Source organism: Polynucleobacter sp. Tro8-14-1 (genome assembly GCF_018881655.1).
Classification (GTDB): Bacteria; Pseudomonadota; Gammaproteobacteria; order Burkholderiales; family Burkholderiaceae; genus Polynucleobacter.
This window is the reverse complement of record NZ_JACVPX010000010.1, coordinates 15,144-27,681: the sequence shown is the minus strand read 5'-3', so window position 1 is coordinate 27,681 and position 12,538 is coordinate 15,144. Positions and strand designations below refer to the sequence as shown.

Here is a 12,538-nt window from a genome sequence, read left to right as displayed (position 1 = left end):
TATGTAAGAAAAGGCTTAGTGCCTTTATGAATGGGGGTCTATATGAAAAAAATACTAATATGCCTGCTTACAGGTGTCATGCTTGCAGGGGTGGCCAGCTCAGCCAGTGCTCATGGTGGTAGGGGTTGGTATGGTGGATATGGCGGTTGGCGTGGCGGCTGGGCGCCTTTTGCGGTTGGTGCTGTGGCTGGAGTGGCTGTTGCCAATGCGTACTACAGACCTCCGCGCGTTTATTACACCCCGCAATATGTTTATCCACCGCAACCACAAGCTGCTGCCTATTGCCCTGAAAATGGACTGTACTATCCACAGACACAGGCCTGTCCAAGTGGCTGGCAACGAGTGGCATATTAAATGCTAGGAGTAAAGTGCTTGCATGACACCCACTTTGTATTCTTATCGAAGATGTCCCTATGCCATGCGAGCCCGCATGGCATTGAAGTATGCGGGTATTCAGGTTGAACACCGAGAGATTGAGTTACGCAATAAACCGCAATCGATGTTGCAACTCTCTCCCAAGGGAACGGTCCCTGTTTTACGGATGGATAATCTCGTAATAGATCAAAGCCTGGATATCTTGCACTGGGCATTGCAACAGTCTGACCCGCATGGGTGGAAAGAGGTTGATGAGTCTATTGCCAATTCTTGGATTGAAAAAAATGATGGCCCATTTAAGACTCTATTGGATCAATACAAATACCCTAATCGATTCCCAGAGCTAGATCCAGAAGCAGTTCTCGATGAAGTATTGCAAGTCATGTTGATTCCTATGGAGCAGGTGCTGCAAAACTTCCAATACCTAATGGGGGGTAGATTAACTTGGGTGGATGTGGCCATCTTCCCATTTATTAGGCAGTTTTCAATGGTTGACTCCAAGAGGTTTGAGCAACTCCCTATACCCGCAGTCAAAAAATGGCTCAATCAGCAGCTTGAATCTGATTTATTCGATTCAGTGATGCAAAAACATCCCACCTGGAAAGATTGAGTAACACCCACCTTAAAAAGAGCTGTGTTTTAGGCTAAGAAAATGGACTTTTATTAGATCAATTGCTGATTGATTTAAAGTACCCACTTAGGGCACAAAAGCATATTTCAGGGGATTTGATGGAGCCATTATCAAAGTTAAAAGTCGTGGAGATGGGGCAGCTCATCGCCGGGCCATTTGCTGCTAAGACCTTGGCTGATTTTGGTGCGGATGTTATCAAGATCGAACCACCCAAAGAGGGCGATGCATTGCGCAAGTGGCGCCTTCTTAAAGATGGCACTTCAGTCTGGTGGCAAGTGCAGTCACGCAATAAGAAATCACTTTCCCTGGATTTAAGAAAATCAGAAGCTCAAGATATTGTTAGGACACTGGTAAAAGAGGCGGATGTATTAATCGAAAACTTTCGTCCTGGAACATTGGAGGGCTGGGGTCTTGATCCAGAAAAATTACTTCAACTCAATCCCAAGTTAATTGTTCTTCGTATCAGCGGTTATGGTCAGACTGGTCCATACAGAGATAAACCAGGATTTGGTGTGGTTGCGGAAGCTATGGGCGGTTTGCGACATCTCACTGCTGAACCTGGCAGAGTACCGGTGCGCGTTGGTATCAGCATCGGTGACACTTTAGCGTCTTTGCATGGTGTGATTGGTATCTTGCTAGCTCTGCAAGAACGCCATAACAGTGGCAAGGGTCAGATTATTGATATTGCATTGTATGAGGCAGTCTTTAATTGCATGGAAAGCCTGTTGCCTGAATACAGCGCATTTGGTGAGGTGCGCCAAGCGGCTGGTAGCGCTTTGCCTGGTATTGCCCCAACCAATGCCTACCAGTGCGCTGATGGCGGCTATGTATTGGTTGCTGGCAATGGTGATAGCATCTTCAAGCGCCTGATGACAGTGATTGGGCGCGAAGATTTAGGCAATGACCCCCAGCTGGAAACCAATGATGGTCGCGTCAAACGAGTGGCTGAGCTTGATCAAGCTATCGGTGAGTGGGCTAAAACAGTGAGTACTACCAAAGCTTTGGAAGCACTGGATTCTGTATCTGTACCAGCTGGAAAAATTTATACCGTTGCTGATATCGCAAGCGATCCACACTACAAAGCCCGTGAAAATATTCAAACGATCCAGATGCAAGATGGCACGAAGTTGGATGTACCGGGCGTGATTCCGAAGTTATCGCGTACACCGGGATCCATTAAGACTCTTGCGCCTGATATTGGACAAAATACCGATGAAATACTCAAAAGCATTGGTTTGAGTGATGATCAGGTCGCCTCTTTAAAAGAGCGCGGCATTGCATTTACTAAATAAAGATAAAACCATGACCAGAATTTATTTCAATGACGTCGTAATGCGGGATGGCTTTCAGATTGAGCCCAACTTTGTACCAACGGACGATAAGGTAAAGCTGGTTGATGCGCTCAGTGAGTGTGGCTTTGCCAAAATTGAGGTGACCTCATTTACTTCTCCCAAAGCTATTCCGATGCTACGAGATGCTGAGGAAGTGATGGGGCGCATTAAGCGCGTACCTGGAGTGGAGTACACCGTCTTAGTCCCCAATTTAAGAGGTGCCGAGCGCGCCCTGGAATCTAAGGCCGATGAATTTAATCTCGTGATGTCCACTTCAGAGACTCATAACTTAGCCAACCTACGAATGGGTCGAGAAAAGAGCTTTGCTGGATTGGCTGAAGTAATTAAGTATGTTGATGGCAGAACGCCTATTAATGTTTCCTTCTCCACCAGTTTTGGCTGCCCCATGGAAGGGGAGGTTTCTCAAGTGGTGGTTGAAGGATTTACAAAACGTTTTGCAGACCTCGGTGTAAGAGGTGTAACAATCTGCGACACCACGGGCATGGCAAATCCTGATCAAGTAAAGAGAATGTGCGACTCATTGCAGAAGCAATTCTCAAATCTACAACTGACATTGCACTTCCACAACACCAGAGGCATGGGCTTAGCCAATGTCTTAGCTGCAGTACAGTCTGGTATTGTTCGCTTTGATGGTTCGCTAGGTGGCCTGGGCGGATGCCCATACGCGCCTGGAGCTAGCGGCAATATATCTAGTGAGGATGCGATCCATATGCTTGATGCGATGGGTTATGACACCGGTATGAATATTCCTAAGTTAATACAACTAGCAAGAGAACTACCAAAGATTGTGGGGCACGAGGTTCCCGGGCAAGTGGCAAAGGCCGGCACTACCAACGTATTGCATTCTGAGCCTAGTTATGTAGATGAATTACGCCGCGCTCAATAAATAAGAAATAATATGCTTGGCCTATCATTTGCTTGAATGAGGTGGGTTAAGCTAAAGCGGTTAAGTTCATATCAACAGTCTTGACTTGATTCGCTGACACCATTTCTTGCTGAGCACTTTTCTGAGTTGTTAATTCAAGAATTCTAGTTAACTCATGATGGCGAGGGTGATTCATGATTCTGATTATATTTAGCGTCTGACTAGGCTCTTTTTTTGCATGCATTTGGCATTCCTTTCATTGATGACTAAATGATGATTCATCATAAGATGCCAAAATAATTGCGATATAAAACTTTAGTTCTAAATGCTTTGTTTCTTGCCTAATACTTTGGTTCTAGGGTGACCAATTTTGAATAATTTATAGAGATTCTTCGATTAAGATCTCGCTGGCTAAAAAGAATTAGCTTTAATAATTGGTGGATTCAACTACGAAGTGCAACTTTGAACAACTAGTTAAGGAGGCTAAGGATGTTTTAGTATCCAAAGCTTCTAGACCTGCAAGTCAAAGTAGCCATGACCTATCAACACCTTAGCCAAACTGAACGATATCAGATTTATATCCTCATGAAAGACGGAAAAACCCAAACTCAAATAGCCCAACTGATGGATCGGCATAAGTCGACCATTAGCCGAGAGCTTGCTCGCAATACGGGGCTCAAAGGTTACCGTCCCAAGCAAGCCTGCCTGTTGGCAGAAGAACGCTCATTAGGCTGCCGTAATGCCGCCCAAATAACAGCCGATAATGGAATCAGACAGAAGATTGCCTCTTAGCTCAGTGGAGCCCCGTCCAAATTGCCAATCAGGTTGGCATTAGTCATGAGACCATCTACCGCCATGTCTACGCCGATAAAGCCGCTGGCGGCAATCTTTACCAGCAGCTGCGTTGCCAAAAAAAGCGCAAGAAACGCTATGCCAGCGGCCGTGATCGCAGAGGCCAAATAGTAGGTAGGCGGCCGATCAGTGAGCGCCCAGCGCACATTGAGACAAGATCCCAAGTCGGCCACTGGGAAGGCGATACTGTAATTGGAGCGGCCCACAAGCAAGCTGTTGTGACCTTGGTTGAGCGCAAGAGTGGCTATGCCGTTTTGGCTAAGGTCAAGAACAAGACGTCGGATTTAGTCAGTAGCGCCATCATCACTAAATTAAACGCCGTGACCCCACTCGTTAAAACCCTGACTTTTGACAACGGCAAGGAATTTGCCGAGCACGCCAGGATTGATACAGCTCTTCAATCAACGACGTACTTTGCGGATCCGTTTGCTAGTTGGCAACGTGGATCAAATGAAAACTTCAATGGTCTATTGCGGCAATACATCCCCAAAAAGAGACCGCTATCTACTGTGACCGATAAGGAGCTTAGAATGATCCAAGACCGTTTAAACAACCGACCTAGAAAACGATTAGGATTTAAAACCCCCAATGAAGTATTTATGCAGTCCTTAAACCGTGTTGCACTTCGTGTTTGAATCTACGATTTATTTACAAAAGGGCATTACAGTGAAAAAACTTAGTACAAATTTAGTTGTAGCAGTTGTGGCATTCTTTTTTGGTCTTGCAAGCGCATCAGCGCTAAGTCGGATTGATTCTGATGATGTTCTAAAGATATCGATAGGCAAGACGGATGCGCTGGGTAACGTTTGCGCGCATCAAGACTAGTACTTTAGTTCTAGCGCTAGTGAATTATTGATCTGGATCAAGATTCCTCTTAACGATTGCTTTTATAAAAGAGTTCCAGTAGCTATTCAAATTTCCATGACGGTTTTTTGAATATTGATAACCACCCTTCGGGGTGGTTTTTTTTCAGTTAGTTTGGCTCTAGAAGTGGTAGCCAACTCCAAAGATAATGTCATAACCAGTGGCATCGGCAGTCGATTTCACGGTGGCGCCGCTATCTGTAAGTACGGTGATTGCCTTTGCTCGATTCACGGCGTAGTTGCCTTCACCAAAGGCATAAATTGATCCTGTGATGAATTGCTTATAGCCAATACCATAAACCGTTCCATTTACTCGGTTAGATTGCTGGGGGTAGTTTCCAGGCGAATTAGCATTGATAGTTGATCCTGCGTAACCTATCTTTGCATAGACTAAGCGTGTTTCATTAATCACATACCCTGGGATTAGGGAGAGGCTAAAGGTGTTGGAAACATCGTACGTGCCGGTTTTCACTGATGCCCCCGCAGGTGTAGTTGTTACCAGAGTTGAGCTAGCAGATCTAGAATGTCCTGGGTATAGTGCTGCACCAATACCCAGTAAGTAGTTTTTACCGATATCAAAGTTATAGCCAATGCCGATATTTGCCGCAGGACCATTAGCATGGTTTGCCGTTGAGGTATTGGGGTAGGTGACACCGCCCGCTGTAGTTGTTCCGCCTATTCCTTTGGGGATATAGCTCTCATATCCAATTAAACCTACTTGTCCGTAGGCGCCTTCCCAAGGGTTTGTTTTGGATTGGGCATGCGCATTCCCTAAGCACAATAGAGGGGCTATGAATGCGATGAGACTGTATTGGATAAATTTCATTTGATATCTTCTATTTTCTTATGAATTATTTGGTTAAAAGTAATTTAATGGCATTAACAATATCGCTATATCCAATTGGCTTATAGAGCACTTCAATATCAAGCTCCTTGAAGAGTTGAATATGCTGCGGTGATGTATCGGCTGTAATGATGATGGCTGGTATATCTACGCCAAAACTGTCTCTCAGTTGTTGAATAATCAAATCGCCCGTCGTAGTTTCAAGGCGGTAGTCACTCAGGATGCAATCAATATGATTAATGTTTGCTAGCTGTTTCATTAAGTCTTGGCTGTTTTCAGGCAACGAGAGAACGGCAAAGCCATTCTGGGTTAAGGCTTGCTTGTAGGCCTCAAAAATAGTGTGATTATCTTCGAATACGGCGATGGTTTTGGTTTCCCAGAGCGACTCTTGAGGATTCTGGTGATCATGCAGTATATTTTGAGTGGAGGATTCCGCACCATCATGCATGGCTAGAGCTAAATATTGAGTTTGCAGTGTGAATGTAGTGCCAACGCCCGGGGTAGATTTAACGGCGAGCTCAGTACCCGATATCTTGCAAAGCCTTTTAACAATAGATAGGCCCAGACCTAGACCATCGTGCATATTTCTGGTGCTGTCTACTCTAAAAAATTCATCAAATATTTTATCTAGTAGAGCTGGTTCAATTCCGCAGCCTGTATCTTCAATCAAAATATGAAGATGATCATTTTGGGGGGATAGCTTGATGGATATTGTTCCAGAAGCTGTGTATTGGATGGCGTTGGAGATTAAATTTCCGAGCAGCTGTTGCAATAGCAGCTTATCTCCATTAATCCCCATATTCATAAAATCAAACTGCAGAACTAAATTCTTATTTTTTGCAATGGGGGTGTAGGTATTAGATAAAAATCCCACAAGTTCTATTAGTTCGAATGACTTTTCAAGGTTGTCCGAGCTATTTGCATCCAGCTTACTTAAATCTAGTAGCGACTTAAACATCGAGTTTAAGGTTTGAATGCTTTTTCTGATTTGTAGGAAGTTAATTTTTTCTTTTTGGCTTAGCTTGTTTGGCTCAAACAAATCAAGATAAATATTGACGGCATGAAGAGGTTGTCGTAAATCGTGACTAGCAGTAGCAATAAATTTTGATTTAGCAATATTTGCAGCGATTGCAACATTACGCTCAGATTCAAGTTCCTTATTTAGGGTCTGATTTTGAATTTGTAGGCTAACTGTTTTGACCCATGATTTAGAAAAATATGAGGCCATCTTGACAGCATATAAAGAAAACGCAAATTCACCCATCAGAATGGGCCACGGAAACATAAACGGAGGAATGAGGGAGATGATGAATTGGCCAATAAAGATCGGTGCTGCAAAGCATAAGAATGTTGATCGATGAATTGAGTAGCCATAAAGCCCAACAAAGACTGCTGTTGAACTCATGAGGAGATAAAGACATTGCAGGTTAAATGGCAATGTTGGTGTAACTATGAGCCATCCAAGACCCCAGCATGCTGTCACAGAAAAAACACCCACATTTAAGTTGAGAATCTTACGTTTCGTTGATTGGCTTTGGTCTTTATTTTTGACAAAGACCATGTAGGCTCTGAATCCTACGCAGATGAACATAGAGATCAGCCAAATTAGAATCGCTGTTAAATCAGCCTCCTGAAAAACTAAGATTCCAGTGAGTAAAGGGCCGATGATCGTACCGGCAGTATTCGTTTTTGAAGCCGTCTCAAGAAACTGGTACTTTTCTTCTAGTAGTAGCTCGTCGTTGTTTTGAATGGAGAAGGCATCCATGTCCTAGACCCATCCATTTTCTTTGGCTTTGATGACTGCCTGAGTACGATTAAATACTTTAATTTTCTTAAAGATATCGCCTAAATGGATCTTTACAGTCTGCTCGCTAATATTCAGGGAGTAGGCGATCATCTTATTTGAGTCACCATTAGAAATATGGGTCAGTATTTGTTTTTGTCGATCGGTAAGCGGCTCCAGCTTAGAATTTTCAGGGCTTAAGCCCATTAAATTACAAACGCTTTCATAGATGTATGGGGTATCGCTGCTTTTAGGTATGAAGATACTGCAGCCCGCTTCGAGACATTCTTTTTCTAAGTTTTCCTCTTCAAGACCAGAAATGGCTGCAATTGCAACCACCTCATCCAGCTTTTTGAATTCTTTGATACCAAAGAGCTGATTTTCAGAGTCTGGAATAAGAAGATCTAAGAGGATGATCCAACTGGATTTTTGGGAGCGGACAATTTGCAAGCCTTCTGTGATGGAATTTGCAGAAAAGACCTGATTGCCTGATGAGAAAAATTTGCGGGTTAAAAACTGGTGAAGTGCATCCCGATAAACCGGATGATCGTCAACGATTAACAATGAAACAGAATGCATGGCGACCCTTATTCTTGGCCTATTTGGGGTGTGTTTTTATCTAGAATGATTGTGACATCCATTATCTTTCTATTTCTAGTACTTTAGCTCTATATAAACACTTGACCAAGATCAATAATCTTTTGCTAGACCCTGATTGGCTCGCTAATTTAAGGGTTTTCCTGAGATTTAAGTTGCGGGTAATTGTGTCAATTGAGTGACTAGAGCTAAAGTGCTATGGCTAAGAGATAGTGGCGCCCTTAGGATGGTCCAAGTTCAATTTTTCGGAGATCCACCATGCTATCAACTTCTATTTTTGGTCGCCACCAGCTCGTTGCTATGTTGATGCTGGTATTGCTCGTATTTGGTTCTGTGGCGATTGCCGCAACGAACATCCAATTGAGCGGGGATGACGCTGTTCGCGCTAATCCAAATAATCCGCATCAAATTCCTGAGTATTTGAATCCGAAGTCTGAAAGCCTGTCCAAAGAAATCCGACTCATTAAATATGAAGCGAGAGAAGAGGTGGCAGAGGTAGGGGAGTCGATGCATGTCGTTGCTATGCGCGATTTTCATGGCCAATCACAACCTATCTTGGATTTCACCACTGGCACATCAAACTAGTTCAAGAGTCTAGATCTTCGTTCTGAATGTTTGGGGATAAATATATGGAAATCTCTCTTTACTTGCCGATTTTTGAAGCTCTTGGTCACGAGACTAGATTTAAGGTATTCATGTCCATCTATCGTTCCGGAAAAGCCGGGGTTAGACCAAAGGAAATCATTGATAGATTTGGAGTGGACTCAGGGACGCTGGATTTTCATTTAAAGAGGCTTGCGGCTGTAGGGTTGATTGTTCTAAAGTTTGGCTGCCAAAGAGGAATTTATTGTGCCAATGAGAACATTCCGCCTGAGCTAGCCCAACTCTTTGCTTCGGGGCTCAGTACTAATGAGCTGTTTACGGATAATCCTGCGACTGTGGCTCTGCCTGCAGCAGAGCGCCTTCATTAAGGGCCACTTAGCCCAAAGATTGATATAGCTAAAATACAAAAGCCACCCTCGGGTGGCTTTTGTATTTCTAGTAGACTGAGTGTAACTATTCGCATCAAATTTTCATTTCTAAACAGTCGCCAAAAGATAAAACTATGAATCGCTTAACCACTCTATTTTTTATGGCTGCAGTAGTCGCCCCATTGCAAGCCTATGCCGATCCTCATTTTTACCAGTGCCAAGTGATGAGCGATGCCTACATTAAGGCGGATGGTTCTCTAGATGTATTGCGAGATAGCCCAAGGGTCGGGGAGAAGTTTACTGTGATAAAGGGTACCGGTGAGGTGATTGGGGACGTAATGGATGCTCTTAATAATCCTAAAGTATTTCCGTCAATTGGTGGGAAAAATTCCTACAAAGTAATTTGGGAGCAGAAGGCTGAAGGTAGTGGCGGAGCCTTTGTTGATTATTTGAATATCGATGAGTTTGTAAAAGGAAAAAAGAAGCCATTTGGTTTCTTTTCAGGAAGCCTGCTTTTGACCGGGCTTTGTGAATAATGAATAGCATTCAATCAGAAGATTTACCTGATTCGCCATTCGACACTCTTAAGGTGTTGTTGGTGGCTGCCTTTGCAGGGGCTTTGGTGGGCATAGTGGGCGGCACATTTAGAGCTGCACTAAATTTCATCACTATTCACTTTCTTTCATTTATTGCCTATTTGCATACCATCGATACAGGATGGTTCATTTCTGGATTTATCGTAGTGGGGTTCATCACTAGCTCCTGTGTAGGAATAGCTCGCATGTTGGTTCAGTTAGAGCCTTCGACAATCGGTAGTGGTATTCAGCATGTAGAGGCAGTCATGCACGGGGCAGCTAAACCTAGTAGGTTTAGGGCCTTACCAATTAAATTTTTTGGCGGCTTGTTATCCATTGGATCTGGAATGGCTTTGGGCAGGGAGGGGCCAACGGTTCAGATGGCTGCCATTATTGGCTCCGAATGTGGAAAATTATTCCGCCATAAAGTGGTTGAGCAATCACTTTTATATACCGCTGTAGCTGGCGCAGGATTGTCAGTGGCTTTTAATGCGCCACTATCGGGAATTGCATTCTCATTTGAGGAGATATCTAAAAAAATCTCCATTAAAAGACTCATGGTGTCTATTGCTGCAGTAGCTTCAGGTGTCATTGTGTTTCGAGCTTACTTCGGAAATTCAATTGAATTTGTAGTTGGTGACCTGTTGCCAGATTCTGGCTTTAGTCTGTATTGCTATGGTGTATTTGCAGTGCTATTGAGTTTCATAGCCACTCTGTATAGTCGAACGATTATTGGCGCCTTAAATATTACCGATTCATTTTCTGGCATTTCTCCGGTGAACAAAGCGCTCATCATTGGTTTTGGGGTGGGGTCACTGGCTTATTTTTATCCAAATCTAGTGGGTGGAGGAGATTTACAAGTTCAATCCATCTTGAGTAAAGGCTATTTCTTGCTGCCCCTCATGCTCTTGATACTTGGCCGTTTCTTTCTGGGGCCTATTAGTTATTCCACAGGAGTGCCGGGCGGAATATTTTCACCAATCCTGTTGATGGGCTCTGGTATTGGCGTGTTATTTGTACTTGCAATGAACCCAATATTGAGCCATCTTGCACTCGGTCAACTTGATCCCATTGCCTTTGCATTAGTGGGAATGGCGGCATTTTTTACAGTAGTCGTTAGAGCGCCCCTTACCGGAATTTTGCTCGCAATAGAGATGAGTGGCAAAGTTAGCTTAATTATTCCCCTGCTGATTACTAGTGTGATTTGCTCCATCATCCCTGTCTTGCTAAAACAAGAACCTATTTATGATGCATTAATGGATAGAACTAAATAAAACTCAGCTGTCATCTCTTTGAAGTCTATTGAAGGGTTTTATTGAGTAACTGAGCCAGTCGTTCACCTGCAAGTTTAAGTCTAGCTTCTAGAATTGGGGTGTAGTGATTGATGCACCGCTGATCCACTAGGCGTGCTGGATAAAAGCTATTTTGGATGGGCAATATTGCAGGACTCAGTAGCCGCATTGAGTGGTTCTATATTGAAGTAATCCCCGGGTTGGGTCTTATTGGATGATAGGTCGAGGGCTAATGCATTGGTTGGGGTATTTAAGTTCTTAATCAGGCCAGAGTCCCAAAGTGAATGCAAATTAGTGGCTTTACCAAAAGCTTGGACTTGGTAATTATTGCCACCTTTATCTTCCTTATAGCCCGCATGCAAAGGTTGGTGGATATCACCCATAAAGTGAACAACGTACTTCAGGGCAAGCAGTCTTTTCTCATCCGACTCTTTTGATCCCAATATCTGTGTCTGTTGCTGCAGGGCTGCGATGACGCAATCCCCATTTGGGCAGTCTCGCTCGGGTACGTATAAACAGGCTTCCTTAGGAAAATTGACATAATGCCATCGAGCAGTAATCTTGGTCGCATGCTCATCTGGCCAGGTTGAAATACTCACCATAGAAGAGCCGGGCTCCAACATTAATAGTTTGCTAATTTCAGCCTGCGCTTTTGGCGATAGTTGCGATTGAGCGATTTGAGCGACCACCTGATGTCCCTCAACTCCCCATGCGAATGCGGCCTTCATGAAAAGCAATTGAAGGGAAATAATTAATATTGATTTAATTTGTAAAGACATTTTCTACATAAATCCCATCAAGGCGGTAGCGGAGGCCACCACTAGCGATAGTTTTCTAAACCCTCCAGTAATAGGGTCCAGCAGGGGTAGGGTTTACTTTAGCTTAGTTTGGGTGCACCTGGCTGCTTGAAGGGGTGTGCATTTGCAAAGCTAGGAAGCTTCATGCAGTTTTCAAAGATGCTATTGAGGGTAGGGGCAGCGCTCATATCTACATTAAATAGTTTTGCACCAACCACATGTGAGGCTAAAGCAATATCAGCAATCGTTACTTCATCACCGAATGAATAGGTTTTAGATTTTCCTAACTTGATTAAAGTGCTTTCTATTGCTTCGTTGCCTTTAGTAAACCAATGTTGTGCCCATTTTGTTTGGGCAGCTTCATCAAGGTCCCACTCTTTATTCAGGAAGTTTCTGACTCTAGGAACAATCAGTGGGTGAGCATCGGCGATGGTGATTAAAGCTAAGGCCTTTACTTCAGCCTTATCAATGGGTTTGCTAGGAATTAGTTTTGGGCTCGGCCAAATATCTTCTACGTACTCCAGAATAGCTAGCGATTGAACGATTTCATGACCGTTATGCTTGAGCAGAGGAACCACGTGTTGTGGGTTGAGCGAACTATAGGCTTCACCAAATTGCTCACCACTAGCTAAATTAATAGACACCTCTTCAAAAGAAACTCCCTTTAGGTTTAGGGCAACCCTAACACGATAAGCAGCTAGGGAACGCCAGAATCCATAAAGGGTTACGCTCATAGGATTT

General features: G+C 43.7%; 17 protein-coding genes. 11 read left to right on the top strand and 6 right to left on the bottom strand.

Annotated elements, in window-relative coordinates; all coding sequences use genetic code 11:
- Positions 1–42: 42 nt before the first annotated feature.
- The 4 genes from ICN34_RS10805 (at position 43) to ICN34_RS10790 (ending at position 3,244) form a co-directional block, all read left to right on the top strand.
- Positions 43–354 (top strand): hypothetical protein, encoded by a 312-nt coding sequence (locus ICN34_RS10805; RefSeq protein WP_216122632.1) that lies wholly within the window; start codon positions 43–45, stop codon positions 352–354.
- A gap of 22 nt (positions 355–376) precedes the next feature.
- On the top strand, positions 377–985 hold the full coding sequence (locus ICN34_RS10800) for a glutathione S-transferase (protein WP_072583629.1): 609 nt from the start codon (positions 377–379) through the stop codon (positions 983–985).
- Between the two features lie 119 nt (positions 986–1,104).
- A complete protein-coding gene (locus ICN34_RS10795) occupies positions 1,105–2,298 on the top strand; it encodes a CaiB/BaiF CoA-transferase family protein (RefSeq protein ID WP_072583628.1) in 1,194 nt (397 codons plus the stop codon).
- Between the two features lie 10 nt (positions 2,299–2,308).
- Positions 2,309–3,244 carry a hydroxymethylglutaryl-CoA lyase gene (locus ICN34_RS10790; RefSeq protein WP_072583740.1) on the top strand — a complete coding sequence of 312 codons (936 nt, stop codon included), beginning with the start codon at positions 2,309–2,311 and terminating at the stop codon, positions 3,242–3,244.
- 46 nt (positions 3,245–3,290) lie between these two features.
- Here ICN34_RS10790 and ICN34_RS11555 read toward each other — a convergent pair whose 3' ends face one another.
- A complete protein-coding gene (locus ICN34_RS11555; protein ID WP_255407150.1) occupies positions 3,291–3,419 on the bottom strand; it encodes a hypothetical protein in 129 nt (42 codons plus the stop codon).
- Positions 3,420–3,757: 338 nt separating this feature from the next.
- On the opposite strand from ICN34_RS11555, the gene ICN34_RS10785 reads away from it, so the two are divergent.
- From ICN34_RS10785 to ICN34_RS10775, 3 genes are read left to right on the top strand one after another with little or no spacing between them, the layout of a single operon-like run.
- A complete protein-coding gene (locus ICN34_RS10785; RefSeq protein WP_216122630.1) occupies positions 3,758–4,015 on the top strand; it encodes a helix-turn-helix domain-containing protein in 258 nt (85 codons plus the stop codon).
- A 20-nt stretch (positions 4,016–4,035) separates the two neighbouring features.
- Positions 4,036–4,710, top strand: a complete 675-nt coding sequence (locus ICN34_RS10780) for an IS30 family transposase (RefSeq protein ID WP_216122685.1) — start codon at positions 4,036–4,038, stop codon at positions 4,708–4,710.
- A 31-nt stretch (positions 4,711–4,741) separates the two neighbouring features.
- Positions 4,742–4,900: a hypothetical protein gene (locus ICN34_RS10775; protein WP_216122628.1), complete on the top strand. Its 159-nt coding sequence runs from the start codon at positions 4,742–4,744 to the stop codon at positions 4,898–4,900.
- A 159-nt stretch (positions 4,901–5,059) separates the two neighbouring features.
- Here the strand turns inward: ICN34_RS10775 and ICN34_RS10770 are convergent, their stop codons facing one another.
- Genes ICN34_RS10770 through ICN34_RS10760 form a run of 3 tightly spaced genes read right to left on the bottom strand, consistent with a single transcriptional unit; the run spans position 5,060 to position 8,144 of the window.
- The gene (locus ICN34_RS10770) at positions 5,060–5,764 is read right to left on the bottom strand and encodes an outer membrane protein (protein WP_072583627.1); all 705 of its coding nucleotides are present in this window, start codon (positions 5,762–5,764) and stop codon (positions 5,060–5,062) included.
- Positions 5,765–5,789: 25 nt separating this feature from the next.
- The gene (locus ICN34_RS10765) at positions 5,790–7,547 is read right to left on the bottom strand and encodes a hybrid sensor histidine kinase/response regulator (RefSeq protein WP_216122627.1); all 1,758 of its coding nucleotides are present in this window, start codon (positions 7,545–7,547) and stop codon (positions 5,790–5,792) included.
- A gap of 3 nt (positions 7,548–7,550) precedes the next feature.
- Entirely contained in the window at positions 7,551–8,144 is a 594-nt protein-coding gene (locus tag ICN34_RS10760; RefSeq protein WP_216122626.1) for a response regulator transcription factor, read from the bottom strand.
- A 276-nt stretch (positions 8,145–8,420) separates the two neighbouring features.
- Here ICN34_RS10760 and ICN34_RS10755 point away from each other — a divergent pair, with 276 nt between their 5' ends.
- The 4 genes from ICN34_RS10755 (at position 8,421) to ICN34_RS10740 (ending at position 10,982) form a co-directional block, all read left to right on the top strand.
- On the top strand, positions 8,421–8,747 hold the full coding sequence (locus tag ICN34_RS10755) for a hypothetical protein (RefSeq protein ID WP_072583624.1): 327 nt from the start codon (positions 8,421–8,423) through the stop codon (positions 8,745–8,747).
- Between the two features lie 44 nt (positions 8,748–8,791).
- On the top strand, positions 8,792–9,133 hold the full coding sequence (locus ICN34_RS10750; RefSeq protein ID WP_158009056.1) for a helix-turn-helix domain-containing protein: 342 nt from the start codon (positions 8,792–8,794) through the stop codon (positions 9,131–9,133).
- 134 nt (positions 9,134–9,267) lie between these two features.
- Entirely contained in the window at positions 9,268–9,669 is a 402-nt protein-coding gene (locus tag ICN34_RS10745; protein ID WP_072583622.1) for a hypothetical protein, read from the top strand.
- A complete protein-coding gene (locus tag ICN34_RS10740; protein ID WP_072583621.1) occupies positions 9,669–10,982 on the top strand; it encodes a ClC family H(+)/Cl(-) exchange transporter in 1,314 nt (437 codons plus the stop codon). Before ICN34_RS10745 ends, ICN34_RS10740 begins: the two co-directional genes overlap by 1 nt.
- Positions 10,983–11,128: 146 nt before the next feature.
- Here the strand turns inward: ICN34_RS10740 and ICN34_RS10735 are convergent, their stop codons facing one another.
- Together ICN34_RS10735 and maiA are read right to left on the bottom strand one after the other, a co-directional pair.
- The gene (locus ICN34_RS10735; protein ID WP_216122625.1) at positions 11,129–11,728 is read right to left on the bottom strand and encodes a S1/P1 nuclease; all 600 of its coding nucleotides are present in this window, start codon (positions 11,726–11,728) and stop codon (positions 11,129–11,131) included.
- Between the two features lie 149 nt (positions 11,729–11,877).
- Entirely contained in the window at positions 11,878–12,531 is a 654-nt protein-coding gene (maiA, locus tag ICN34_RS10730; protein ID WP_216122624.1) for a maleylacetoacetate isomerase, read from the bottom strand.
- Between the last annotated feature and the right edge of the window lie 7 nt (positions 12,532–12,538).